Annotated in this window: 25 protein-coding genes and 1 pseudogene; 20 read left to right on the top strand and 6 right to left on the bottom strand. The window is 28.2% G+C overall.

The window, feature by feature from the left end:
* The first annotated feature begins 273 nt into the window (after window positions 1–273).
* Entirely contained in the window at window positions 274–1602 is a 1329-nt protein-coding gene (locus ABGF48_RS07335) for a C1 family peptidase (RefSeq protein ID WP_408105686.1), read from the top strand.
* Window positions 1603–1639: 37 nt separating this feature from the next.
* Here ABGF48_RS07335 and ABGF48_RS07340 read toward each other — a convergent pair whose 3' ends face one another.
* The 4 genes from ABGF48_RS07340 to ABGF48_RS07355 all read right to left on the bottom strand — a co-directional run bounded on the left by ABGF48_RS07340 (window position 1640) and on the right by ABGF48_RS07355 (window position 6437).
* Window positions 1640–2110, bottom strand: a complete 471-nt coding sequence (locus ABGF48_RS07340; protein ID WP_408105687.1) for a thermonuclease family protein — start codon at window positions 2108–2110, stop codon at window positions 1640–1642.
* A 57-nt stretch (window positions 2111–2167) separates the two neighbouring features.
* Window positions 2168–3121 (bottom strand): type I phosphomannose isomerase catalytic subunit, encoded by a 954-nt coding sequence (locus tag ABGF48_RS07345; protein WP_408105688.1) that lies wholly within the window; start codon window positions 3119–3121, stop codon window positions 2168–2170.
* Window positions 3122–3193: 72 nt separating this feature from the next.
* Complete coding sequence (locus tag ABGF48_RS07350) at window positions 3194–3637, bottom strand: hypothetical protein (protein ID WP_408105689.1); 444 nt, start codon at window positions 3635–3637, stop codon at window positions 3194–3196.
* 79 nt (window positions 3638–3716) lie between these two features.
* Window positions 3717–6437, bottom strand: a complete 2721-nt coding sequence (locus ABGF48_RS07355) for a cation-translocating P-type ATPase (RefSeq protein WP_408105690.1) — start codon at window positions 6435–6437, stop codon at window positions 3717–3719.
* Window positions 6438–7354: 917 nt separating this feature from the next.
* Here ABGF48_RS07355 and ABGF48_RS07360 point away from each other — a divergent pair.
* The 7 genes from ABGF48_RS07360 to ABGF48_RS07390 are packed head-to-tail and all read left to right on the top strand — an operon-like array spanning window position 7355 to window position 12423.
* Entirely contained in the window at window positions 7355–7861 is a 507-nt protein-coding gene (locus tag ABGF48_RS07360; protein ID WP_408105691.1) for a serpin family protein, read from the top strand.
* Window positions 7789–8910: an MBL fold metallo-hydrolase gene (locus ABGF48_RS07365; RefSeq protein WP_408105692.1), complete on the top strand. Its 1122-nt coding sequence runs from the start codon at window positions 7789–7791 to the stop codon at window positions 8908–8910. The genes ABGF48_RS07360 and ABGF48_RS07365 overlap by 73 nt, the downstream gene beginning before the upstream one ends.
* Complete coding sequence (gene rlmH / locus ABGF48_RS07370; RefSeq protein WP_408105693.1) at window positions 8907–9386, top strand: 23S rRNA (pseudouridine(1915)-N(3))-methyltransferase RlmH; 480 nt, start codon at window positions 8907–8909, stop codon at window positions 9384–9386. Before ABGF48_RS07365 ends, rlmH begins: the two co-directional genes overlap by 4 nt.
* An 8-nt stretch (window positions 9387–9394) precedes the next feature.
* On the top strand, window positions 9395–10288 hold the full coding sequence (locus ABGF48_RS07375; RefSeq protein ID WP_408105694.1) for an undecaprenyl-diphosphate phosphatase: 894 nt from the start codon (window positions 9395–9397) through the stop codon (window positions 10286–10288).
* Between the two features lie 16 nt (window positions 10289–10304).
* Window positions 10305–11372: a hypothetical protein gene (locus tag ABGF48_RS07380; protein WP_408105695.1), complete on the top strand. Its 1068-nt coding sequence runs from the start codon at window positions 10305–10307 to the stop codon at window positions 11370–11372.
* An 8-nt stretch (window positions 11373–11380) separates the two neighbouring features.
* The gene (locus ABGF48_RS07385) at window positions 11381–12190 is read left to right on the top strand and encodes a mechanosensitive ion channel family protein (protein WP_408105696.1); all 810 of its coding nucleotides are present in this window, start codon (window positions 11381–11383) and stop codon (window positions 12188–12190) included.
* Entirely contained in the window at window positions 12190–12423 is a 234-nt protein-coding gene (locus ABGF48_RS07390) for a DUF951 domain-containing protein (RefSeq protein ID WP_408105697.1), read from the top strand. Before ABGF48_RS07385 ends, ABGF48_RS07390 begins: the two co-directional genes overlap by 1 nt.
* A gap of 161 nt (window positions 12424–12584) precedes the next feature.
* Here the strand turns inward: ABGF48_RS07390 and ABGF48_RS07395 are convergent, their stop codons facing one another.
* Together ABGF48_RS07395 and ABGF48_RS07400 are read right to left on the bottom strand one after the other, a co-directional pair.
* Window positions 12585–13511: a 1-phosphofructokinase gene (locus ABGF48_RS07395; RefSeq protein WP_408105698.1), complete on the bottom strand. Its 927-nt coding sequence runs from the start codon at window positions 13509–13511 to the stop codon at window positions 12585–12587.
* Window positions 13512–13522: 11 nt separating this feature from the next.
* Window positions 13523–14974, bottom strand: coding sequence for a nicotinate phosphoribosyltransferase (locus tag ABGF48_RS07400; RefSeq protein WP_408105699.1), 1452 nt, complete (start codon window positions 14972–14974; stop codon window positions 13523–13525).
* Between the two features lie 142 nt (window positions 14975–15116).
* On the opposite strand from ABGF48_RS07400, the gene ABGF48_RS07405 reads away from it, so the two are divergent.
* The 12 genes and pseudogenes from ABGF48_RS07405 (at window position 15117) to ABGF48_RS07460 (ending at window position 25199) form a co-directional block, all read left to right on the top strand.
* Complete coding sequence (locus tag ABGF48_RS07405; protein ID WP_408105700.1) at window positions 15117–15842, top strand: TrmH family RNA methyltransferase; 726 nt, start codon at window positions 15117–15119, stop codon at window positions 15840–15842.
* Complete coding sequence (locus ABGF48_RS07410; protein ID WP_408105701.1) at window positions 15823–16491, top strand: HAD family hydrolase; 669 nt, start codon at window positions 15823–15825, stop codon at window positions 16489–16491. Before ABGF48_RS07405 ends, ABGF48_RS07410 begins: the two co-directional genes overlap by 20 nt.
* 17 nt (window positions 16492–16508) lie before the next feature.
* A complete protein-coding gene (locus tag ABGF48_RS07415) occupies window positions 16509–17501 on the top strand; it encodes a cation diffusion facilitator family transporter (RefSeq protein ID WP_408105702.1) in 993 nt (330 codons plus the stop codon).
* A 14-nt stretch (window positions 17502–17515) separates the two neighbouring features.
* Window positions 17516–18550, top strand: a complete 1035-nt coding sequence (locus ABGF48_RS07420) for an L-threonylcarbamoyladenylate synthase (RefSeq protein WP_408105703.1) — start codon at window positions 17516–17518, stop codon at window positions 18548–18550.
* Window positions 18550–18978 carry a ribose 5-phosphate isomerase B gene (gene rpiB, locus ABGF48_RS07425; RefSeq protein WP_408105704.1) on the top strand — a complete coding sequence of 143 codons (429 nt, stop codon included), beginning with the start codon at window positions 18550–18552 and terminating at the stop codon, window positions 18976–18978. The genes ABGF48_RS07420 and rpiB overlap by 1 nt, the downstream gene beginning before the upstream one ends.
* Window positions 18979–18997: 19 nt before the next feature.
* The gene (gene upp, locus ABGF48_RS07430) at window positions 18998–19627 is read left to right on the top strand and encodes a uracil phosphoribosyltransferase (protein ID WP_408105705.1); all 630 of its coding nucleotides are present in this window, start codon (window positions 18998–19000) and stop codon (window positions 19625–19627) included.
* A gap of 352 nt (window positions 19628–19979) precedes the next feature.
* Complete coding sequence (locus tag ABGF48_RS07435) at window positions 19980–20201, top strand: helix-turn-helix domain-containing protein (protein ID WP_408105706.1); 222 nt, start codon at window positions 19980–19982, stop codon at window positions 20199–20201.
* A gap of 3 nt (window positions 20202–20204) precedes the next feature.
* Window positions 20205–21299 carry an adenine-specific methyltransferase EcoRI family protein gene (locus ABGF48_RS07440; RefSeq protein ID WP_408105707.1) on the top strand — a complete coding sequence of 365 codons (1095 nt, stop codon included), beginning with the start codon at window positions 20205–20207 and terminating at the stop codon, window positions 21297–21299.
* 10 nt (window positions 21300–21309) lie between these two features.
* A complete protein-coding gene (locus tag ABGF48_RS07445; RefSeq protein ID WP_408105708.1) occupies window positions 21310–22542 on the top strand; it encodes an adenine-specific methyltransferase EcoRI family protein in 1233 nt (410 codons plus the stop codon).
* A gap of 56 nt (window positions 22543–22598) precedes the next feature.
* A complete protein-coding gene (locus ABGF48_RS07450; RefSeq protein WP_408105709.1) occupies window positions 22599–23690 on the top strand; it encodes an HNH endonuclease family protein in 1092 nt (363 codons plus the stop codon).
* An 82-nt stretch (window positions 23691–23772) separates the two neighbouring features.
* A pseudogene (locus ABGF48_RS07455) lies at window positions 23773–24045 on the top strand (DUF3847 domain-containing protein).
* A gap of 392 nt (window positions 24046–24437) precedes the next feature.
* Complete coding sequence (locus ABGF48_RS07460; protein ID WP_408105710.1) at window positions 24438–25199, top strand: NADPH-dependent oxidoreductase; 762 nt, start codon at window positions 24438–24440, stop codon at window positions 25197–25199.
* Window positions 25200–25595: the final 396 nt, after the last annotated feature.

The following is a 25595-nucleotide window of genomic DNA, read 5'->3' on the forward strand; positions in this document are numbered from 1 at the left end:
GCAAAATATGAAGTAAATATTACTCAAGGAATTGAAAAGCACAAACTTGATTTAAAAGAAATGAAAAATTTTGAATTTAGAGTAAAATAAAAATATAAAATTAAGAGAAGCTGTAGCATATTTAGCGACAGCTTTTTTGTGTAGATTTGAAAATATGGTATTTTAGGTATATAATTTTTTATTATAAAATTTATTGCAAAATATATATTTTAATATATAATATTAGGTGAACCTAAAAATAATATTTATAATATAAAAAAAAAGGAGTTAATTATGAAAATTGATAACAAATTTTTAGAAGTTTCTAGTAAAAACTTTAGTTCAGATAGAGCTTTTAGAATTGCTCAAAGAGCTGCAACTAACACAGGTTTACTAGAATCAACAATTGATAGAAGAGAAAATGATACAAATAGACATGAATTTAATGTTAATTTAACAGATACAAAGATTAGATTCCAAAAACAATCAGGTAGATGTTGGATTTTTGCTGCAATGAATGTTTTAGAATACAAATTAGCTCAAAAATTTAACCTAAAAGAATTTGAAATTTCTCAAAGTTATATTTATTTCTTTGATAAATTAGAAAGATGTAATTATTTTTATGAATCAATCTTAGATACTTTAGATGAAGAATTAGAAGGAAGATTGGTGTCACACATTCTTACTGCTCCAATGGGAGATGGTGGACAATGGGATATGGTTAAAAACATCATTAGAAAATATGGTGTTGTGCCAAAAAACTATATGCCAGAGTCAGAAAGTTCATCAAAGAGTGACCAAATGAACAACTATCTAACCAAAATTTTAAGAATGAATGCTAAAAATTTAAGAAAAGCTCATGAAGCTGGTAAATCTAGAGAAGAATTAGAAAAAATGATTGAAGGATATATGACAGATATCTATAATGCACTTTCAATTTCTTTAGGGACACCTCCAACAAAAGTGGATTTTGAAGCAAGAGATAAAGATAATAACTTTGTTTCATACAAAAATATTACACCAAAAGAATTTTTTGAATTAATCGAAATGGATTTAGATGAATATGTTTCAATAATCAACGCACCAACAAAAGATAAGCCTTACTACAATTCATATACAGTAGAATTTTTAGGTAATGTAGTTGAAGGAGATATCGTTAGATATGTAAATTTGCCAATTGAAGAAATGAAAAAAGCAATATTACACCAATTACAAGATAAAGAACCAGTATGGTTTGGTTGTGATGTAGGGCAATTCTTTGCTAGAGGTGGATCAAGATTAGATCTTACAACAGCAAATGTTATGGATATGTTTAATGTTGAATATGATTTTAGTAAGGAAGAAAGACTTGATTATCATGAATCACTAATGACACATGCGATGGTATTTATGGGATGTGACTATGATGAAGAAAATGAAAAAATAAACAGATATAAAGTTGAAAATACTTGGGGTGAACAATCAGGAAATAAAGGATTCTTAGTAATGAGTGATGAATGGTTTGATGAATACATGTATCAAGCATTAATCAACAAAAAACACTTATCAAAAGAAATAATTGAAGCTTACGAAAAAGAACCAATTAAATTAAAACCATGGGATCCAATGGGATCATTGGCATAGTAAATTTTAGGAACTAAGAGAGATTTTAGTTCCTTTTTCATTTAAATTTATAACCAATACTCCAAAGCCCTTTTTTGTATTTTCTAGCTTTTTGGAATAGTTTAGTAAATTTTTTAGTATATTTAACATTTGGTGCTATAGTAAGTGGTTTAGCAAATCCATTTTCTATAATAGTTTCGTTTACCATTTTATTATTTAAATATACATATGCTAAAATTCTTCCATATTTATCTTTCTTTTGAACGTCAAGTTCAATGCTTACTTTTTTATTTGTTAAAAGTTTTTTTGTAAATGATGAAGCTATTTTTCCGTATTTTGTATTTTTCTTAGGGTTAGGATGGACTGATTCAGGTGTATCAATTCCTAAAAGTCTTACAGTTTCATTCTTATTATTGATATTTATCACTATCGTATCTCCATCAAATACTTCTACAACATTATAAAGTCTTGTTTTTGAGCAAGAAGTTAATATTAATAAAATTAATAAATAGCAAATTATTTTTTTCATAGATATTCCTTTAAAATAAAAGAGAAATAGCAATTAAGCCATTTCTCTCACTAATTTTTATAATGGTAATGTTGAAATTACATATTTTACAGATCCACTCATTTTGTATTTATTATTTTGAGCAGGAATGAAGTAAGAATCACCTTTTAACAGTTTGTAAGTTTGTCCATTTTCATCTTCTAGTATTCCTTCACCATCAACAACAATTATTGAGTGGAAAGAATCTTCACTAATATTGAAAGTTTCTTCTTCATCATTCAATTCTCCAGAAAATACATCAAAATAGTCTGATTTAGCTAATCTCGTTAGTTTATCATTTATACTATTTTTGCTGTCAAATGAGTATTTTGGATTTGGAGTTAGTCTTGAAACTTCAATAGCTTTTTCAACGTGAAGTTCTCTTTCATTTCCATCTTTGTCTTTTCTCTTGTAGTCGTAAACTCTGTAAGTAATGTTTGAATTTTGTTGTATTTCACAAATTACAATTCCTGCTCCAATCGCATGAACTGTTCCTGATTCAATAAACATAACATCGCCAGACTTTACATAAACTTTATTTAATAATTCTTCAATTGTGCCATCTTCAATAGATTTACTGTACTCTTCTTTTGTTATTTCTCTATTGAAACCATAGTATAGGAATGCACCTTCTTCAGCTTCAAGAATGTACCACATTTCTGTTTTACCGTAGTCATTTTCGTGTTTTAGTCCATATTCATCAGATGGATGAACTTGAATTGAAAGAGGTTTTAAAGCATCTATAAATTTAATTAAAATAGGGAATCTGTCCTTGTCATAATTTTTTCCAATTACAGAATTTCCTTTTTCTTCTAAATAATGAGTGAATTTTACTTCTCCATTTTCAATGATTGAAACACCATCTTTATGAGCTGATAATTCCCATGTTTCAGCTAAAATGTCTTTATTACTTGTCTTATTATATTTTTCCTTTAACTTTGTACCACCCCATAGGTAGTCTTTTGTGGCAGGTTTTAATTTTAATATTTCCATTTTACCTCCGATTAATTAATATTTTTTATCTCAGCTTAATTATATCATTAATTTAGAAAGAATATAAAAGAATTATCTATTAAAAATATAATATATCAATGAAATAATTGAAGCAAAAATAAATAAAATAGATATAATATTTACTGTTTTTATTGGTTTATCCATTGTTTCATAAATGCTTTTATGTTCAGGGTGTTTTACATCAACTAATTCACTATCTATTAAATCTTTCATTTCAGATCTAATTAAGTAATCTATTTCTAATTTATCACCTTCCTTAAATCTAGGTAATCCTTTATATTGCAATGATTTTCCATTTAAAATTTCTCTATTTTGATTTGTAAATTCCACATGATAAATAGTTGTATTTGAATTCTTTCTATATTCAATTTTTAATAATTTTGCAGTTGTTGGATATTTTTCTCTATCTTCAAACATTATTACAGCTTTTAATATTACTTGTCCTGTTGCATATAAGATAATTCCAAATAATAATAAAACTAAAAAAAGTTCCATAAAATTCTCCTTAAATTAATATATTTAATTATACTAAAAAAGATGCCACATATAAATATGACATCTTGTTATTTAAAAATTAGTCATGTAATCCCATTTTTCTTTCAATAAGTTTGTGCACTTCTCCAACCACAAATGGCAAGAAAGCAAAAGGAAGTATTATTCCCCAAGATTGTAAATCTAATGGAACTGCATTGAATATATCATTTACTCCAGGCATGTAAATCACAACAAGAGTTAATATAAATGATCCTAAAAATGCATAAACCAATTGCATATTTGAGAAAATTCCTAATTCAAATACTGTATATTTTTCAGATCTCGCTGAGAAAGATCTCAATAATTCTGATAAAATTAAAGTTACAAAAGCAACAGTTTGAGCTGCATGAACTTGTAATTCGTGAGTATATCCTGCAAAAATAAAGTTATAGGATATGAAAAATGCACCTAAAGTTGCTACAGCTATTGCAATAGATTGAGCAGCAATATTATCTCTTAAATCTTTGTCTATAATTTGATCATCAGTCTTTCTTGGTGGTTCGTTCATTATATCAGGTTCACCTTTTTCAACACCAAGAGCTAAAGCAGGGAATGAGTCTGTTACAAGGTTTAACCAAAGTAGTTGAATAACTGTTAATGGGACTGGAGCACCTACAATCATTGCAACTAACATTATAATTACTTCACCGATATTACATGAAAGTAAGAATGTTACAAATTTTTTGATATTTGCATAAATAATTCTTCCTTCTTCTACTGCATTTACTATTGTTGCAAAGTTATCATCTGTTAATATAACTTCTGCTGTATTTTTAGCAACATCAGTACCTGTTATTCCCATTGCAATACCAATATCTGCTTTTTTGATAGCTGGCGCATCATTTACACCATCACCAGTCATTGCAGCTATTTCTCCATTGTCTTTAAGAGCTGTAACAATTTGTACTTTATTTTCAGGAGAAACTCTAGCGAATACTCTTTTTACTTTAACTAATTCTCTAATTTGTTCATGAGTCATATCATTTAATTCTTTACCCATGATTGCTTGATCATCTTTAGTTGCAATACCTAAATCTTTAGCGATAGCAAGAGCTGTTTCAAGGTAATCACCTGTAATCATAACAGGCGTTATGCCTGCTGTCATACATTCAGCAATAGCAATTTTAGCTTCAGGTCTTGCAGGATCAATCATTCCTGAAATACCTATTAAAATTAAATCTTTTTCTACTTCTTCTGTATTATTTGTTTCAGGTAGTTTTTCCCATCTCTTAAATGTATAAGCTAAAACTCTAAGTGCTTGTCTAGCATATTCAATATTTTTATCTTGATATAATTTCTTTAATTCAGGAGTAAATTCCTTAATTTCTCCATTTAACAATATATGTGAACATTTTTCAAAAATAATATCTGGAGCACCTTTTGTAAATGCAATATAGTCATTTTCAAAGTATCCTTTGTGGAATGTTGTCATCATTTTTCTTGATGAGTCGAAAGGATATTCCTTAACTCTAGGATAAGTTTCATTAAGTGTTTTATTAGATAAACCACCTTTTTCGCCTAGTGTTACTAGAGCACCTTCTGTAGGATCACCAACTATTTCCCATTTATGATTATCATGTATTAATTTTGCATCACTATTTAAACTAGCTGCAGTTAATAACATTTCTAAGTTTGAATGACTAGCAATATCAATTTTTTCTTCATCAACTGTAAATTCGCCTTCTGGAGCGTATCCAACACCATCTACATCATAAACTTTATCATCTGTGAATACTTTTTTTACGGTCATTTCATTTTGAGTTAATGTACCAGTTTTATCAGAACATATAAATGTTGTTGTACCTAAAGTTTCTACAGCTAAAAGTTTTTTTACAATAGCATTTCTTGATGCCATTCTATTCATACCTATTGATAGTACAATTGTAACTACAGCAGCTAAACCTTCAGGAATTGCAGCTACTGAAAGAGATACAGCGGTCATAAGAGATTCAATAACATCCATGTCAGGACGAATTAATCCTATTACAAATACTAATATTGAAATTGCGATAACTAATATACCAAGTGTTTTAGATAATTTTGATAATTTTTGTTGAAGAGGAGATTCCTCTTCTTTAGTTTGTTGAATATTTGTAGCAATTTTACCGATTTCTGTATCATGACCAGTAGTTGCAACAATACCAATACATCTACCTCTTGTAATTATTGAGGATGAATGAATATAGTTAGTTCTATCTCCAATTTCTATATCTTTATAAAAAATAACTTCAGCATCTTTATCAACTGGTACAGATTCTCCGGTTAATGAAGATTCATCACTTGAAAGGTTTTTACTTTCTAAAAGTCTAATATCCGCAGGTACAATATCCCCGGTTTCAAGCTGAACAATATCACCTGGTACTAATTCAGTCGCTGGAATAGATTTAATTTTTCCATCTCTAAGTACTTTAGCATTTGGAGCTGACATTTGTTGTAAGGCTTTTACTGAATCTTCAGCTTTACCTTCTTGAATCAAGCTCATTCCTGCATTTAATACAACAATAGCTAAAATAATTATTGTTTCAATCATGTCTCCTGTTAGAGATGATAAAATAGCAGCGATTAAAAGAATAATTACCATTGGATCTAATAATTGTTCTATTAGTTTTTGGATAAATGATTTACCCTGTTTTTGTTCTAATTGATTCAAACCATATTTTTCAACTCTAGCTTTAGCTTCTTGAGATGAAAGTCCTGTATTTTTGTTCGTATTAAGATTTTCTAGGACGGTTTGACTATCATTTAGATAGTATTTTTCCATTTTTACCTCCAATTTAAAATAAAAAAAAGACCTATAAATATTTTAGGTCTTGCTTCCTTTCGGTATTTAGCCGGGATAAATCCGTATTGACGACTAAATATATATAAGCTACTCCCCTAAGAGTTATTTATCTGTATTATACTAGATTTTTGTATTAAAGTAAATAAAAATAAAAGATTTACTAATGCCACTGGTCCTCGCTTCAAATAAGTTGAAGAGGTTGAAAATATAGTAGTTAATTCGATTTATGAGTGATCTAAACCTCGCTTAAAAGAATCTACGGAGGGGCTACGTTTTGCTAGGAGGTGATTTTAACCTAGCTATAATTGATTTTTTGATTTTAAAGGGGTAGCATCGCCCCATCGATATTCAATTTTCCGATTTTGAAGGGGCAAAATAAGTTTGTTTTTCGATATATTTGCCCCTAGCATATTTATATTTCTTAATTTTGAATGGGTAGCACGACCCTATCGATATTCAATTATCTGATTTTGAAGGGGCAAAATAAGTTTGCTTTTAGATATATTTGCCCCTAGCATATTTATATTTCTTAATTTTGAATGGGTAGCACGACCCTATCGATATTCAATTATCTGATTTTGAAGGGGCAAAATAAGTTTGTTTTTCGATATATTTGCCCCTAGCATATTTATATTTCTTAATTTTGAATGGGTAGCACGACCCTATCGATATTCAATTATCTGATTTTGGAGGGACAAAATAAGTTTGTTTTTAGATATATTTGCTCCTAGCATATTTATGTTTCTTAATTTTGAATGGTCAGCACCACCCCAACATTTTTTGATTTCTGAGTTTTGAAGGGATTAATTTTTAAAATTCTGTATTAAAAATACATAAGCATTATCTCGTTTTTTGTTTTTTTTTATATTATCAAAGATAATTTATAGGAGGAAAAAATGAAAAAATGGATTAAATTAGGTGTTTTATCATTGTTGATATTAACAATTACTACTTGTTCAATTTTTGGTAGTGGATATAATAGTTTAATAAATTCTCCATCAAAAGTTGAACATAAGAAAAACTATTTTAAGGATAAATTAAGTAATGAATGGAATAATAAAGAATTTTTATCAAGTCTTAGAAATTATTCTTTTAATTTATCTAGGGAACTTTTAGCGAGTTCAAATGATGAAAATGTAGTATTTTCTCCATTAAGTTTACATTATGCAATGTCAAATTTATATAATGGTGGAAATGATAAATCTAAGTCAGAAATATTGAAATTTTTAGATCAAAATGGAGAAAAATTAAATGAAAATAATCGCAATTTATTAGCATTTACTTTGAATTCATTTAATGATGAAGGGATTTTTGATACTAATAATAGCGTTTGTGGAAAAAAGAATTTGATAAAAATGATAATAAAAATTTTAAATTTAAATTACCTAATGGCTCAGAAGTAGAAAAAATATTTATGTCAAAAAATAAAGAAACAGGGGAATATTACAAAGGTAGTAATTTTCAAATGGCAAATATGCAATTTAAAAATTTTATTAAAATAGAATTTGTGCTTCCAGATGAAAATGTAAAAATAGAAGATCTGATTAAAGATGAAAATAAATTAAAAGAAATTTTAAATGCAAAACTTAAATTTTTATTATTGAAAATTCCCTCTATAAAAGGTAAACTAATAGTTACGGAGGTTATGATGAAGCTATGCACATTGTCATCGGGTTCAACGGGAAATTCGATATTTGTACAATCTGATAAATCAAAAATACTTATAGATTGTGGGCTTACTGGAAAGTTGGCAGTTGAGTTATTGCAAAGTATTGGAGAAAAGCCTGAAGATTTGAATGCGATATTTGTTACACATGAGCATATTGATCATATAAAAGGTGTGGGGATATTGAGTAGAAAGTATGATATTCCAATACTTGCCAATGAAAAAACTTGGATTGCTATGAAAGATAAAATTGGAAAAATTGATCCTAAAAATATTAATGTATTTAAGTCAAATACATTTTTTACTTTTAGAGATTTAGATGTTCAAGTAGTTAGCACATTTCATGATGCTGTAGATCCAGTATTTTTCATCTTTTACCAAAATAATCAGAAGATTAGCATTCTTACTGATACAGGGATTACATCTCAATTAATAGTTGACTCTATAAGGGATTCAAATATTTTATTATTAGAATCAAATCACGATATTGAAATGCTTGAAAATGGTCCATATCCTATTGATTTGAAATATAGAATTAAGGGAGAATATGGACATTTATCAAATGATTTAGCTTCAAGTATTATGAAGGAGATTGTTAATGCAAATGGAGAAAAATTGATTTTAGGACATTTGAGTAAAACTAATAATACTCCAAAAACTGCACTTGAAAGTATGAAAAATGAATTAGAAAATATAGGTATAGATGTTAATAAAGATATAGAGATAGAAGTTGCAGAGGAATTTAAGTCTGGGAAGATAATCGATTTGGGAGGAAAATACATATGAATATAGATGTCGTATGTGTAGGAAATATTAAAGATAAATATTTCACAGATGCTATAAAAGAATATCAAAAAAGATTGGGTTCATATGCAAATTTTAATATAATAGAAGTTGATGAGTACAAATTACCAAATAAATATTCTCAAGCACAGGTTGAAGAAGGAATGGAAAAAGAAGCAGATGCTATTTTGTCAAAAATAAATGATAGGGCTTATGTTATCCCTCTTTGCATTGAAGGAAAGCAAATGGATTCTGAAAATTTCGCTGAAAAGATTGAGAAAATAACAGTTGGTGGTTATTCAGATATTTGTTTTATAATTGGTGGATCAAACGGGTTACATAATAAGGTTAAAACTAAAGGACAATTGAAATTGTCTTTTTCAAAAATGACATTTCCGCATCAATTGATGAGAGTTGTACTTGTGGAACAAATTTATAGGGCATTTCGTATTTTGAGAAATGAACCTTATCACAAATAGGAGAAAATATGTTAGAAATTATTAAAGTAATTATACTAAGTATAATCGAAGGAATTACTGAGTTTTTACCAGTGTCATCAACTGGTCACTTGATTTTAGTTAATCAGTTTGTCGGATTGAATCCAGAAAACTTTTCAAATGCATTTACTGTTATTATTCAATTAGGTGCGATACTAGCAGTTATTGCTATTTATTTTGATAAATTAAATCCATTTGGAAAGAAAAAATTGGATAATGGCGCTTATCCTGAAAAAATTGAAGAACTTTCAGGTGGAAAGAAATTAATAAATAAAGCTTATTATTGGTTTAATCATAATAAAACAGTAAGATTATGGAAAAAGATAGTTGTAGCTGCTATTCCTGCTGCAGTAATAGGATTAAAATTAGATGATATTATTGATGAATTATTATTTAAGCCAATCCCAGTAGCGTTAGCACTTATTGTTTTTGGTATTATAATTATCTTATTAGAAGATAAAAATAAAGGAAAAACAACATTTAAGTACACAGATGTTTTTGAAGTAGGGTATAAGACAGCATTTTTAATCGGATGTTTTCAAGTTTTAGCTATGTGGCCAGGGACATCAAGATCAGCAGCTACAATTATTGGAGCAATGATATTAGGTTTGAATAGAAAGGCTGCAGCAGATTTTTCATTCTTCTTAGCCATTCCTACAATGTTGGGAGCCACATTATTGAAGCTTATCAAAACAACAGGATTAACAGCTGGACAATGGGGATTAATAGCATTAGGTTTTGTATTATCATTTGTAGTTGCATATATTGTTATTAAGAAATTCTTGGAATACATTCAAAAACATGACTTTAAGATATTTGGTTACTATAGAATAGTTTTAGGAGCTATAGTTTTAGTTTATTTTTTACTAGCTAGCATATTTTAATTATTAAGAGGCGTTTATGAGAGAAAGAGATTCTATTAAGAATAGAAAAAAAATGAGAATAAATAGAATAAAAAAAAGTAACTCTTTATTTAGAAATTTTCCTATTTTTAAGGGAATATTATTGATTTTATTTATAGTTGTTTTAATCATAAGTTATAACATATATAGTTTTAATACATTAAAATCAAATGTAGATTCTTTTAACGCTGAAATAGGAATAAATAGTAAATTTATAGGTGTTGTAGACGATAAATATTATAAAGTTGAAGGAGATAAACTTCATGCTTTTAATATAAATGGAGAAATTTTTAGTTTACAAGCAACAAATATAGTTGGCACATATTACGATAAATATGTTTATATATTTACAAAAACTGGAAATATTTTAATGCTAGATAGAAATAATGGTAAAGAGAAAAAATCAGTAAAAATAAATTCTGAAATAAAAAATGTTAAAGTTAAAAATTCTCAAATTCAATTGTTTAATGATAGTACAATTATTATCATGGACAAAAACTTAAATGAATTAAAGAAGATAGACAAATTAAAAAATCCAGTTTCTTATTCTTATGAAGGAGATAGAGAATCCATTATTGAAATGAATTTAAATAATGGTGTTATTTCATCTACAATTACTATTAAAAATAAAGGAACAACACAATTTTCAATATCTACAGCAAATGAAGTATTTTTAGATACATTTATTTCTGGAGATAATAATATATTAGTGTCAAATAGTTATATTTATTTAATTAATGGTAATACTATAATGAAAAAAATATTTTTAACAGATATTTCTTCATTTGATTATGATTATCAAAAATTGGCGGTTGCAGATGGAAAGAGAATTAAAATATATGATAATTCTCTAAAAGAAATAGATGATAAAGAAATAGGAATAGATGCTGAATCGGTATCTATTAGAAAAAATACAATAGTAGCTTTAGGAAAATCTTCTGTGAAAGTTTATGAAAATGGAAATATAATTGAAGAACCTATAAAAGATTTAAAGGGATGGTATAGCAATAATCAGGCTTTTTATACTATTTTTGATAATAGAATTGATAAAATAAAAGCATATTAGGAGAATATATGTATTTATTAAATAATATAACACAAATATATAAGGAAAATACAGTGATATCTAGCATTGTAAATATTATAATTATAATTTTAGTATTTATGACTATAAAACTAGTAATAAATAGAATATTGGATATCAATATAAAGCATTTTGTAATTAATGAAAAATATAAATATAAAACAAAGACAATATTATCTGTTTTGAAAAATTTTATAAATATTGTTTTGTATTTCATGATGATTACATTCATACTTAATGTATTTAATGTGGATACTACATCTATTTTAGCGGTTGCAGGTATAGGTGGTATGGCGATAGCTTTTGCATCAAAGTCAATAGTTCAAGATGTAATCACAGGAGCATTTATTGTTTTTGAAAATCAATTTAATATAGGTGATTTAGTTACTATTGAGGGGATTACGGGTACCGTAAAATATGTAGGAATGAGAATTACAAAGCTTGAAGACATAGATGGTAGAGAAATAATCATACCAAATAGTAAAATTTCAATTGTTATAAATAATTCTGTAAATAGGATGAGAGCCTCAGTTAGTCTGTATATAACAGATGATAAACCGTTTGAAATTATTGAAGAAGCTATAAATAAAGCATCACATACTATTTTTGAACAATATAATTTATTAGAAGAACCGAAAATATTGGGAATAGATGAATTAGATATTTATGGATATAAAATTCAAATAGCAACAAAAGTTCAAAATGGTACTCAATGGGATGTTCAGAGAGCGTTGAGAAAAGAAATTATAAAAGAATTTAATGAATCAAAAATTTCATTTTCAAGGATTAAGGTAGGATAATGATACAGTATATACTAGGTGATTTAGTAAAATTAAAAAAAGGACATGCATGTGGAGAAAATGAATGGAAAATTCTAAGAACAGGCATAGAATTTAAGTTAGAATGCCAAGGTTGTAAGCATGTTATTTGGATGAAAAGAATTGATTTTAATAAAAGGGTTAGAAAAATAAAAAATGAGGATGGAAAATTTGTTTCTGTTGTGAATTTTGAAAGAGATTTTGATAATTTATAGCTTAAAGTGGTGAATAACACCACTTTTTTTATATGGTTCTTTATCAAATACCTATAGGGCGCAAGTAGTGAAGATGAATTTTATCCACCAACACTATTTATTGTAGAGCCTTTTAATATTTAAAAAGATGTAAAACCTTTAGATTCTACATCTTTTTTATTTTATAATTCTATTTTTTCAACTATAGTTTTTTCATATATTTCCATAGTTAAATCATAATCTGCTAAGTCCTCCACAAAAGCAGTAGCTGATGCAGCGGCTGAAGCCATTCTAAATGATTCAATAACATCTTGTTTTCTCATATATATACCTATGAATCCACCAATCATAGCATCTCTTGAGTTGAAGGAATTTACTTCTTCTCCTTTAACTCCATAAGATCTAAACGAGTCAGCATTGTCATTAAATAGATATGAACCTTCTTCACCAACTGAGACGATAACATTTTTTGCACCAAGTTCAATACATTTTAATCCGTATTTAATAATATCTGCTTCATTTGTGATTTGTTCTAAATCAAACATTTTAGCTAGATTATCAAGATTAGGTTTAATTAAAAGAGGTCTATATGACAGTAAGTCTTTCATTTGTTTTGGAGGAATGTCAATTACAAATTCAGCTTTATTTGCTTTACAAATTTCTGCTATTCTTTTGTAAATTTCAAAATCTACATTACAAGGTATTGAACCTCCCATAACAACTATGTCACCTTCTCTTAATTTTGAAAGATATGTTAATAATTCTAATATTTTTTCTTCTGGAATGGATGGATAAGTGCCAGCAATTGTAATATGTTGTTGAGGTGTTTTAAGTCTTACATTAATTCTTGTATCATCTTTTATATCTATAAAATGAGTTTCAGAATCTATTTCTTCAAAACAATTTTTAATAAACCTACCCGGTTGACCACCTAAAAAACCTGTAGCAAGACTAGGAATACCAATATTTGCTAACATTCTTGATACGTTTAATGCTTTACCACCAGGAAATTTTTGAGTTTTATTTGCATATGTGTATCCTTCGGATTCTAAATTATCTGCTGTATAAATAATATCTAAAGCAGGGTTTAATGTTACTGTATATATCATGAATTTGCTCCTTAATATTGTAAATTATTTTTTACTTCATTTAATAAATTATTTTTTAAATCCCATAATTTTTGAGATAAGTCTACTTTATATAATTGAGGGGAATCTAATCTTTTATATTCTTCCCATAGAGAATTAATTTCAGATTTGTAATGATTTCTGATTTCTTCCATATTAGGTCTTTCATATACTAGTTTTCCAGACTTGTAAATTGGTACTAGTAAAGGTTTAACGTAAAAATTATTTATTGTTTTTTTCTTCCATGTGTAAAGAGGATGGAATAATGTCAATGGTTTTGTTTCATCAATTACTTCATCTTCGAGAGTAATCAAATCAGCTTTAGCCATATTTGTTTCATTATCGTAAATTCTATATACTTGCTTTAATCCAGGAGTTGTTATTTTTTCAATATTTTCTGATATTTTAATTCTTGGCTTAACAATGCCGTCTTTTTCAACAGCGACTAGTTTGTAAACTCCACCAAATACAGGATTTGATTTTGAGGTTATAAGTCTTTCTCCAACACCATAAACATCTATTTTTCCACCTTGGTTTATGATATCTTTTATTTTAAACTCGTCTAAAGATCCGGATGCAACGATATTACAATCTTTATAACCTGCTTCATCTAACATAATTCTTGCTTTTTTGGATAAATAAGCCAAGTCACCAGAATCTAATCTTATTCCTCCAGGAGTTATGCCCATAGGTTTTAAGATATTATCAAAAACTTTAATTGCATTTGGAATACCTTGATTTAAGGTATCATAAGTATCTACTAAAAGTACTGTGTTATTTGGATAAGTTTTTGCATATGTTTCAAATGCTTCGTATTCTGTATCAAAAGATTGTATCCATGAATGAGCCATTGTACCTAAAGCTGGTACCCCGTATTGATAATCAGCAAGAGTATTAGCTGTACCAGCAGCACCTGCAATATAAGATGCCCTTGCACCATAATTTGCTGCATCAGCTCCATGTGCTCTTCTTGAACCAAATTCTAAAATTGCTTTTCCATTTGAAAAACGTACAATTCTACTTGTTTTAGTTGCTATCATTGATTGATGATTAATGATTAATAAAAGCATTGTTTCAAGTAATTGTGCTTGTATAAATGGTCCTCTAATCCTCATTAGGGGTTCATTAGGAAATACTACTGAACCTTCGGGAATAGCCATGATGTCACATTCAAACTTGAAATTTCTAAGATATTCTAAAAATTCATCAGAAAATATTTTTTTATTTCTTAAAAATTCAATTTCTTCATCATCAAAATGAAGATTTTCAATATAATCAATAGCAGTATCAAGTCCTGCTGAAATAGCAAAAACAGCATCATCGGGAGCATTTCTAAAATATAAATCGTAATTAGCAATTACATCTTTATATCCATTTACAAAATATCCATTTGCCATTGTTAATTCATAAAAGTCCATAAGTAAACTTAAATTTCTATGCTTCATTGGATTTCTCCTTATTATTTTATTTTTTAGTATATAGAAATATAGCTTTATTATACAATAAACAAAAAATTTTGACTAAAATATTTTATTATATTTATTGACTAAACTATTCTGTATTAATAAAATAGTATAAGGAGTAAAGATGAGTAAATATAAAAAGTATTCAAAAAAAGAAGATTATTCATACACATTGGGAGCTTTCCCAACTATTGAGCTAATTAATAGTGATAAAAATGTTAAAATAGTCTTTATTGATGAAAGATATAATGATAAAGAAAATTTAATAAAATTATTGAAAGAGAAACATATTCGCTATGAATTTGCTTCAAATGTCATAAGAAAACTTGCTGATAAGGAAAATATATTTGTAGTAGGAATTTTTAAGAAGGAAACAAGAGATGTAATTAAAGGAAATAATCATGTAGTCCTTCACAATATTTCGGATATGGGAAATTTGGGGACGATAATAAGATCCATGGTCGGATTTAGTATTTATGATTTAGTTTTAGTTGGAAATGTTGCGGATGTATTCAATCCAAAGATAATAAGGGCGTCAATGGGTGCGTTTTTTAAAGTAAGAATTAGCCATTTTGACACGATTGAAGAATATATTCAATCACATAAAAATAATTTATATTTATTTATGCTTTCAATGAATGATGAAGATAGTATTTACAAAAAAAGAGTAAAAAGTCCTTATTCATTGGTTATGGGAAATGAAGGATCAGGGCTTCCAAATGATTTTGAAAAGTTTGGAGAAAAAGTATTTATTCCTCAAAGCGAAGATGTAGATAGTTTAAATCTTCCAATAGCAACATCTATTGGATTATATGAATTTAGGAGACAAGATGAAATTAATAGCATTTGATGTAGATGGTACAATATTAAACACTTTAGATTCAATAGTTTATCAAGTTAATGAAACATTGCACGAAAATGGTTTCTATAAAATTGATGAACCTGAATATATCAGAAAAGCTTTGGGATATGGCTCAAAATACTTGATAGAACAGGCTTTAATGTTCCATTACAATCACATTTATGACACAAAGATAATTGATGAAGTTTTAGCACATTATACAAAGAGATATAATGCAGAGCCTTCATATTTAACAGTTCCATATGTAGGAATTGTTGATTTAATAAAAAAGCTAAAAGAAGAAGGATACATGCTTGTAGCATATTCAAATAAGCCAGATACTGTATTGCAACCTTTGTTTAAGGAATTAGTTGGAGATGGATTATTTGATGTTGTTTTAGGATTAGTTGACGGAAAACCAGGAAAGCCAAATCCACAAGTATTAAATGAATTGATTGAAAAATTAGGAATTTCAAAAGATGAAATGTTGTACATTGGAGACAGTGAGGTTGATGTTGAAACAGGTAAAAATACAGGTGTTAAGACTATTGCTGTAACATGGGGATTTAGAGATAGAGATTTCCTAGAAACAACTCCTGCAGATTATATAGTTGACACAATGGATGAATTAAAAGAATTAATTGATAGTATGAAATAATGCTATAAAGAGGAAAAATGTTTAATTTTTTAATAGATAAATATATAAAATTTAGGGATTTTGAAAATAAACAAAATAGAGATAAATTAATAAGATTGACAGGGATAATGGGATTATTTATTAATTTTTTATTATTTGTTATGAAGTTTTCAATTGGATTTATAACAAATTCAATTTCCATAGTCAGTGATTCATGGAATAATTTATCTGATTGTTTAACAAGTGTTGTGACTATCTATGGTTCCATTCTTTCTGGAAAACCGGCAGATAAAGATCATCCATATGGTCATGGAAGGACAGAATATGTTGCAACTTTGATGGTTGGTTTATTTGTAACTGTAGTTGGTTTACAATTATTTAAATCTTCTATAGAAAATATTTTTAAGCCAGAAGCAATAATATTTAAGCCTATTACTATAGTAATATTGATAGCTTCTATTTTACTTAAAATTTATATGTACAGCTATAATAAAAAAACTGAAAATATGTTAAAGAGTACCTTAAATAGAGGAGTAGCTATAGATGCACTAAATGACGTTATCGCAACATCTATTGTACTATTTTCAATCAGCTTTTTTGAATTTACAAAAATAAATATAGATGGTTATGTCGGTGTAATTATATCAATTTTAGTTTTAAAATCAGGGATAGAGATATTTTTAGATATGGGTACAGTGCTTTTAGGTAAAAAAATTAGTGATAAAACTATGGATAAAGTTGTTGAAATAATCTTAAAAGGACAATATATTGTTGGGGTTCATAATATACAGCTTCATGAATATGGTAGAAGACAGGTTTATGGATCTTGTCATGTTGAAGTTCCAGCAAATATTGATGTTTACTCAATGCACAAAATTGTAAATGAAGTTGAGCTTGACCTATATAATCAAATGGGAATAATAATTAATATTCATATTGATCCAACTTACATTTTAGACAAACCTTGCTTTTATTGTGTAGAGGATACTAGTGAATTAGAAGGTATAGATATGGATGATATTAATTTATAGATATCGAGGAAATTATGAAAACAAAAATTTTTGATTTTACAGATAATCAAAATTATGAAAATTTAAGAGAAGCTGCAGAAATTATAAAAAATGGGGGATTGGTAGCCATTCCTACTGAAACGGTATATGGACTAGGGGGAGATGGATTAAATGGAGAATCATGTAGAAAGATTTTTGAAGCTAAAAATAGGCCGATGGATAATCCTTTGATTTTACATATTTCAGATATATCAGAATTAAAAAAATTAACTAGAGAAGTAAAAGATTTTGATTTAAAAATTTTAGAAAAATTGTGGCCGGGACCATTGACGGTAATTTTGAAAAAATCAGAAATCATTCCTAATGACGTTACAGCAGGGTTGGATACTGTTGCAATAAGGCTTCCAAATAAAGAAATAACAAGAGAGTTTATAAAAATGTGTGGGACACCACTAGCAGCACCATCAGCAAACCTTTCAACAAAACCATCTCCAACAAGTGTTAAATCTGTACTTGAGGATATGGATGGAAGAATAGATGCTGTAATAGATGGTGGCGACTGTGAAATTGGAATTGAATCCACAGTTTTAGATTTAACTGAAAAATATCCTAAAATCTTGAGACCTGGATATTATACAAAAGAAAAACTTGAAAAATTTTGGAAAATAGTCTATATTGATGAAGGTTTAAATAATATTAATTTAACTCCAAAATCACCTGGGCAAAAATACAAACACTATGCACCAAACGCAGAAATTCAAGTGTTAATCGGTGATGATGAAAGTTTTAGAAACGAAGTTGAAAAAATTTTATCCAAAAATCAGAATAAAAAAGTCGGGTTAATGATTTTTGAAAATGATTTAGGAAAATTTGAAAATGAAAACATAATATATATGGGAAATCAAGAAGATTTGTCATATATGGGCAAAATATTATTTGATTCCCTTAGAAAAATGGATGAAAATAATGTTGAATTGGTAATTGTAAGAGGTGTTGAAGAAGAAGGATATGGTTTAAGCATTATGAATAGGCTTAAAAAGTCTGCTTCTCAGAATGTAAGGAGGATTTAATGAAAATAGGTATTACTTCCGATCACGCAGGATATGATTTAAAAGAAACAATAAAGAAATATCTAAGTGAAAAAGGATTTGAAATTGTAGATTTTGGACCTGAAAATGCAAATTCAGTAGATTATCCAGATTTTGCAAAAAAACTAACAAAAAGTGTGGTTTCTGAAGAAGTGAAATATGGTATTGGTATTTGCGGAACTGGTATAGGTATGAATATTGCTTGTAACAAGGCGAAAGGAATAAGAGCTGCACTTTGTTCAGATCCATTAAGTGCATTATTAACTAGACAACACAACAATGCTAATATCTTAAACTTAGGAGCGAGAATAATAGGTGATGAATTAGCAAAAAATATTGTAGACAATTTCCTAAATTCAGAATTTGAAGGTGGAAGACATCAAAATAGAATAAATAAAATAGAAGATTAATGTATATTTGGAGGAAAAAATGAGTAAATTAACAGTTTTAGAACACCCACTAATTAAACATAAATTAAGTATTATTAGAGATGTAAATACAGGGACAAATGAATTTAGAAAAGTTGTTACTGAAATTTCACAACTTATGTGTTATGAAGTATGTAGAGATTTAGAATTAGAAGAATTTGAATTACAAACACCACTAGAAAAAACAACAGCATACAGATTATCAGGGAAAAAATTAGGGTTAGTTCCTATTTTAAGAGCTGGTTTAGGTATGGTAGACGGTATGTTAATGTTATTACCAAGTGCTAAAGTTGGACATATTGGTATGTATAGAGATCATGATACATTAAAACCAGTTCCATATTATGCAAAATTACCAGCAGACGTTGAAGAAAGAGATATTTTTGTATTAGATCCAATGTTAGCAACAGGTGGTTCAGCAAACGATGCAATCACAGAATTAAAAAATCAAGGATGTAAATCAATTAGATTAATAAATATAGTTGCTGCTCCAGAAGGAGTTAAAGCAATTCAAGAAGCACACCCAGATGTAGATATCTACGTTGCTTCATTAGATAGAGAATTAAATAAAGACGCATACATTCTACCAGGTCTAGGAGATGCTGGAGATAGATTGTTTGGTACTAAATAAAAAATAAGTTCCGATTCTGCCACGAGTCCTCGCTCCCTTTGGGAGCTGCGGAGGTGGCGAATCGGAACTTATTTTTTATCGAACGGTCTGCGGAGGTGCCTACGTGAACTTTTATTTTTAAGAGATGTTTTTTGTAAATAGGGCTATGAAAAATCAGAGGTGGGGAATCGGAATCTTATTTTTTATCGATATGGTCTGCGGATTTGGAGCAGTTCCAAGTGGGACAAGGAAAAAACAAGGACTATCTCAATAAATACTAACGTAAGCATAAGTATAAAACAGGCTAAAGTGACTTATCAGCCTATTTATGATATAATATATTTTAACAATAAAACGGATAAGGGGTAATAATATGGCAATTTCTTATAAACCATTATGGCACTTATTGGTAGAAAGAGAAATGAATAAAGAAGATTTAAAAAGAGCTGCAAATATAACAAGTAACATTGTTTCAAGAATGAGTAAAAACTCTTATGTAAACTTAGAGTCATTAGAAAAGATTTGCTTGGCATTGGATTGTAAAATTGAAGATGTTGTAGAGATTAGCAAATCAAAACAAGTACAAGAGGATTAAAGAGTGAGTAGACAAGCTAGTAATAAAAATTTAAAAAAAGCAAGTAAAAATAAAAATGACGAATTCTATACTCAACTTGTTGATATAGAAAGAGAGTTGAAATATTATAAGTCTCATTTTAGAGATAAAGTAGTCTATTGTAATTGTGATGATCCAAGAGTAAGTAATTTTTTTAAATACTTCTATTTGAATTTCGAGTATTTAGGATTAAAAAAATTAATAGCTACTTGTTATAAAAATCAAGATATAGATTTATTTTCAATGAATGACAAGGAAGAGGCAGTATGGCTAGAATATAATGGAAATGGCAATATTGATGATTTTGATAACGTTGAAGTCAATAATCTAAAAGGAGATGGAGATTTTAGGTCTGAAGAATGTATTGAGTTACTGAAACAGGCTGATGTAGTAGTTACTAATCCGCCATTTTCATTATTTAGAGAATATATCGGTCAATTAGTTGAGTACGATAAAAAGTTTCTAGTAATAGGAAATATAAATTGCTTAACATATAAAGAAATATTTGCATTAATTAAAGAAAATAAAGCTTGGTTAGGCAATGGAATGGGTCGATGGATATCTGGTTTTATAGTGCCTGATCATTATGAATTATATGGAACTGAAACAAAAATTAATGAAGATGGGGAAAGAATTGTATCAACAAATAATTGTTTATGGCTTACTAATTTAGATATAGAAAAAAGGCATGATGATCTTCTTTTATATGAAAACTATACTGAGGATAAATATCCTATGTATGTAAACTATGATGCGATAAATGTTGATAAAACAAATGAAATTCCAATGGACTATGATGGCATTATGGGTGTACCAATAACATTTTTAGATAAATATAATCCAGATCAGTTTGAAATTGTAGAATTAGGAATTGTTGGAAGCTGCAATTTTAAAAATAATAGAAAAATGGAAATATTAAAGAATGGGAAGCCAACAGGAAAGATAACATACAATGCTAAAGGAACTTTGTATAGAAAGTATAATAAGTTAAAGGATAAAAAACTTCCAGCTTTTAGAGATTGTGAAACTGGAGAACTATATACAAGTATTTATGCGAGAATACTTATTAAAAGAAAGTAGGTGATTTGCGATGAGTGGAAATAGTGCTTTGCATAGAGCAAATAAAGCTAAAGAAGATGAGTTTTATACGCAGTTAAGTGATATTGAAAAGGAATTAAGACATTATAAAAATCACTTTAAGGATAAAGTAGTATTTTGTAATTGTGATGATCCCTATGAAAGTAATTTTTTTAAATACTTTGCTAATAATTTCAATCATCTTGGTTTAAAAAGATTAATAGCTACCTGTTATGGTACTTCGTCTATTAAATTCGGACAATTAAGTGTATTTGATATAAATTATATTGAGGATAAAAACGAAAGTAGTCCTTATAAAGTAATCATTGATAATGTAGAAGATGTTAATAATGATGGTGCAATTGGTATTGAAGATGTTCTACAAATAATGCAACAAAATGAAAATACTGTGACACTTCTAGAGGGAGATGGAGATTTTAGGTCTGAAGAATGTATTGAGTTACTGAAACAGGCTGATGTAGTAGTTACTAATCCACCATTTTCATTATTTAGAGAATATATCGGTCAATTAGTCGAGTACGACAAAAAGTTTATAATAATTGGAAATCAAAATGCAATAACATATAAAGAAATATTTCCTTTAATTGCTCAAAATAAACTTTGGCTAGGTTATCATTCTGGTGATATGGAATTTCAAGTCCCAGATTATTATGAGCCAAGAAAAACAAGGTTTAGAATTGATGAGAATGGAATTAAGTGGAGAAGCATGGGAAATATATGTTGGTTCACTAATTTGGACATTGAAAAAAGGCACGAAAATATTATTTTATACAAAACATATAACGAAGAAGAATATCCTAAATATGACAATTATGACGCCATTAATGTAAATAAAGTTGCTGAAATACCTGTAGATTATGATGGTGTAATGGGTGTTCCAATAACATTTCTTAATAAATATAATCCAGATCAGTTTGAAATAGTTGCTTTTAGAAAAGGAAACGATGGAAAAGATTTAGTATATTCATTAACTAATTCACTTGACAAAGAAATTGACATGAAAGATAATGCTCTAGCAAGCAAGCAAGCAAGCAAGCAAGCAAGCAAGCAAGCAAGCAAGCAAGCAAGCAAGCAAGCAAGCAAGTACAACCATACTTCAGAGTTCTCGTACGAAGAATTTAGAAACCAATTCTCAGGAAACGAGAGAGCAACCGTCAATGGAAAATTGTTATATGCAAGAGTATTTATCCGCCACATCAATTCCTGGAATGATAAAAAATGCTGAGGGGAAAATAGGTGGAAAGATAACTTATGCACGAGTTACAATAAGGAGGAAAAGGAATGAAAATTGAATTAAAAGAAATTCAAATTAGAGATGTATCAAAAGGTTACATCGATAACTCTGAAGAGGGAGTTTATGGGTTTGATGGGAAATTAAATATAAGACCAAAGTATCAAAGAGAATTTGTTTATAAGGATAAACAAAGAGATTCAGTTATTGATACTGTAACTAAGAATTTTCCGCTAAATGTTATGTATTGGGTTAAAAGTGATGATGATTGCTATGAAGTTCTTGATGGTCAACAAAGGACGATAAGTATCTGTCAATATGTTAATGGGGATTTTTCATATAACAAAAAATATTTCCACAATTTAACTAAAGATAAGCAAGATGAAATCCTTAATTATAAATTAATGATTTATATTTGTGAAGGGACTGATAGTGAAAAACTAGACTGGTTTAGAACAATAAATATAGCTGGGGAGAAACTTACTGACCAAGAATTAAGAAATGCGGTATATGCTGGACCTTGGACAACCGAAGCAAAAAAATATTTCTCAAAAACTTCATGCCCTGCATACCAAATAGCTAGTGATTATTTAAAAGGTACTTCAATAAGACAAGAATATTTAGAAACTGCATTACGTTGGATAACTGATAGAGATTCTATAGAAATTGAAGAATATATGGCTAGAAAACAGAACGAAACTAATGCAACTGAATTATGGTTATATTTTCAATCAGTTATCAATTGGGTAAAAACATTATTCACTAACTATAGAAGTGAACAAAAAGGAATTGAGTGGGGAATATTATATAATAAATATAATCAAAATTCTTATGATCCAGTATATTTGGAAGAAAGAATAAAAGAGTTAATGCAAGATGATGATATAACAAAAAAATCTGGAATTTATGCTTATTTAATTACAGGAGAAGAGAAGCACTTAAACATTAGAGCCTTTACTCCATCAATGAAAAGAGAAGCTTATGAAAGACAAAAAGGAATTTGCCCTATGTGTAATGAGCATTTTGAGATAAATGAAATGGAGGGCGACCATATAACTCCTTGGGTTGAGGGAGGAAAAACAAACGCAAAAAACTGCCAGATGTTATGCAAAGAATGTAACAGAAGAAAATCTTCAAAATAGAAAAAGGACGATTAGAAAAATAAAAATCTAGTCGTCTTTTTTTATTACAAGAAAGAAGTTTTATATGAAAAAACTATAACAAATAAGACAAGAGTCAAAAGAAATAAAAGATAAAATAGAAGATACAGAAGAAAGATTAAGGCAACTAAAAAATCAAGAACAAAATATATTAAAATAAGACATAGTAAAAAGAAGAAAAGAAAGAACGCATAGACTCATAACAAGAGGAGCAATCTTAGAAAGTCATATAGAGAATGCAGAAGAACTAACAGATGAAGAAATAAAAATCTTACTAGAAGAAGCAACAAAAACAAAAGAAATCAAAGAAACACTTAGAATAATAAGAAACAATTAGGAAAAATAAAGGGTCTGTAAATAATCAATCTCCCTTAGATTTTCTAAGGGCACAATTATACACCCTAAAGGGTGCTTGCGTCCTGCGGAGTCAAACCTTTTAATGCTAATATAATCAATTTTGTACATTTTTATGTTGATATTAAAACGTGGGGGAGTAAAAAAATGAAAAACCCATGGGCTGAAAACAAATAAATCATATGGAAATCATACAGCAGTGCCTATTGAGAAGTAGAAAAAATAAAAAGCATCAGCTTAGCTGGTGGTTATGATTAATAGAAAATTTTATATCGACATTAACAGATAATGAAAATTAAGAGGTGCCTAAGTGAACTTTATTTTTAAGAGTATAAATAATATATTATGGGTATAAATGAGAAAAAGGGAGGGACTATGAAAACCAATAAAACTATAGAAACTATTTTAAACCATAGATCAATTAGAAAGTGGAAGGATGAGAAGTTATCTGATGACGTTTTAGAAACTTTATATAATGTTGCTAATAGGACTTCAACTTCAATAGGTATGCAAACTGCTTCTATAATAAGAGTTGTTGATAAAGAGAAAAGAGCTCAAATTGCTGAAATTTCAACTCAGAAATATGTAAATGAAGCTCCTGAATTTTGGATATATGTTGCTGATAATTATAGAAATCATAGAATTTTACAAGAGGCAGATGCACCAGAAGATCATACAAATGATGTAGATAGATTGTTTTCATCATTTACTGATGCGGCAATAATGGCTCAAAATGTTGCAAATGCTGCAGAATCATTAGGTTTAGGGATTGTATATTTTGGTTCGATTCTTAATGATGCTAGAAAAATTGTAGAAATTTTAGACTTACCAGAACACACATTCCCTGTAGTAGGAATGGGAATCGGATATCCAGACCAAGACCCACAATTAAAACCAAGAATGAATTATGAAAATAGAATTTTTACAGATTCATATCAAAAATATGAAAACTATCATGAAGTGTTTAAGGAATATGATGAAGAAATGGTAAAATACTACGATCTTAGAAATGCAAATAGTCCTGTTGATAAATTTACAGAACAAGCAATTGCAAAATATACAAAACAACAAGTTAAAAGACAAGAATTGTTACAAGTAGCGAAAGAACAAGGATTTGACTTGGGGGATATAAAATAAAATAAAACAAATTTATAGGAGTTTTTATGGATGTTAAAGACATTATTGTGATAGTTTTTAATATATTATTTTTATTTATTATGGTATATCTAATATATAGGTCGTATATTAAACAAAAATATTATTCTGGTAAAAAGTTTATTTGGTCAAAGCGAGATAATCAAAACGAAAAATTAAAAGGATACCATTATTATGAAAATCCTATAAATTTATCATTTTTTACTATTTGATTTTTAATTAAATTAGTAGAGATTTATATCATAGAATTTAAATATTTTCCTATAATTTTTATAATATTCATATGTTTAATGACGTATATTATAGTGAGTTATTTTAAGGAAAGAAGTTTAAGAAATAAAATAAAATAGAGAAAATAGAGTTGGAAAATTAGCTTTT

It is taken from the genome of Helcococcus bovis (genome assembly GCF_046035835.1).
Classification (GTDB): Bacteria; Bacillota; Clostridia; order Tissierellales; family Peptoniphilaceae; genus Helcococcus; species Helcococcus bovis.

What these genes read in the sequence shown, in the direction of transcription:
- ABGF48_RS07335 (WP_408105686.1), top strand. Translation starts at nt 274, where the DNA reads ATGAAAATTGATAACAAATTTTTAGAAGTTTCTAGTAAAAACTTTAGT.
- ABGF48_RS07340 (WP_408105687.1), bottom strand. Translation starts at nt 2,110, where the DNA reads ATGAAAAAAATAATTTGCTATTTATTAATTTTATTAATATTAACTTCT.
- ABGF48_RS07345 (WP_408105688.1), bottom strand. Translation starts at nt 3,121, where the DNA reads ATGGAAATATTAAAATTAAAACCTGCCACAAAAGACTACCTATGGGGT.
- ABGF48_RS07350 (WP_408105689.1), bottom strand. Translation starts at nt 3,637, where the DNA reads ATGGAACTTTTTTTAGTTTTATTATTATTTGGAATTATCTTATATGCA.
- ABGF48_RS07355 (WP_408105690.1), bottom strand. Translation starts at nt 6,437, where the DNA reads ATGGAAAAATACTATCTAAATGATAGTCAAACCGTCCTAGAAAATCTT.
- ABGF48_RS07360 (WP_408105691.1), top strand. Translation starts at nt 7,355, where the DNA reads ATGAAAAAATGGATTAAATTAGGTGTTTTATCATTGTTGATATTAACA.
- rlmH (WP_408105693.1), top strand. Translation starts at nt 8,907, where the DNA reads ATGAATATAGATGTCGTATGTGTAGGAAATATTAAAGATAAATATTTC.
- ABGF48_RS07375 (WP_408105694.1), top strand. Translation starts at nt 9,395, where the DNA reads ATGTTAGAAATTATTAAAGTAATTATACTAAGTATAATCGAAGGAATT.
- ABGF48_RS07380 (WP_408105695.1), top strand. Translation starts at nt 10,305, where the DNA reads ATGAGAGAAAGAGATTCTATTAAGAATAGAAAAAAAATGAGAATAAAT.
- ABGF48_RS07385 (WP_408105696.1), top strand. Translation starts at nt 11,381, where the DNA reads ATGTATTTATTAAATAATATAACACAAATATATAAGGAAAATACAGTG.
- ABGF48_RS07390 (WP_408105697.1), top strand. Translation starts at nt 12,190, where the DNA reads ATGATACAGTATATACTAGGTGATTTAGTAAAATTAAAAAAAGGACAT.
- ABGF48_RS07395 (WP_408105698.1), bottom strand. Translation starts at nt 13,511, where the DNA reads ATGATATATACAGTAACATTAAACCCTGCTTTAGATATTATTTATACA.
- ABGF48_RS07400 (WP_408105699.1), bottom strand. Translation starts at nt 14,974, where the DNA reads ATGAAGCATAGAAATTTAAGTTTACTTATGGACTTTTATGAATTAACA.
- ABGF48_RS07405 (WP_408105700.1), top strand. Translation starts at nt 15,117, where the DNA reads ATGAGTAAATATAAAAAGTATTCAAAAAAAGAAGATTATTCATACACA.
- ABGF48_RS07410 (WP_408105701.1), top strand. Translation starts at nt 15,823, where the DNA reads ATGAAATTAATAGCATTTGATGTAGATGGTACAATATTAAACACTTTA.
- ABGF48_RS07415 (WP_408105702.1), top strand. Translation starts at nt 16,509, where the DNA reads ATGTTTAATTTTTTAATAGATAAATATATAAAATTTAGGGATTTTGAA.
- ABGF48_RS07420 (WP_408105703.1), top strand. Translation starts at nt 17,516, where the DNA reads ATGAAAACAAAAATTTTTGATTTTACAGATAATCAAAATTATGAAAAT.
- rpiB (WP_408105704.1), top strand. Translation starts at nt 18,550, where the DNA reads ATGAAAATAGGTATTACTTCCGATCACGCAGGATATGATTTAAAAGAA.
- upp (WP_408105705.1), top strand. Translation starts at nt 18,998, where the DNA reads ATGAGTAAATTAACAGTTTTAGAACACCCACTAATTAAACATAAATTA.
- ABGF48_RS07435 (WP_408105706.1), top strand. Translation starts at nt 19,980, where the DNA reads ATGGCAATTTCTTATAAACCATTATGGCACTTATTGGTAGAAAGAGAA.
- ABGF48_RS07445 (WP_408105708.1), top strand. Translation starts at nt 21,310, where the DNA reads ATGAGTGGAAATAGTGCTTTGCATAGAGCAAATAAAGCTAAAGAAGAT.
- ABGF48_RS07450 (WP_408105709.1), top strand. Translation starts at nt 22,599, where the DNA reads ATGAAAATTGAATTAAAAGAAATTCAAATTAGAGATGTATCAAAAGGT.
- ABGF48_RS07460 (WP_408105710.1), top strand. Translation starts at nt 24,438, where the DNA reads ATGAAAACCAATAAAACTATAGAAACTATTTTAAACCATAGATCAATT.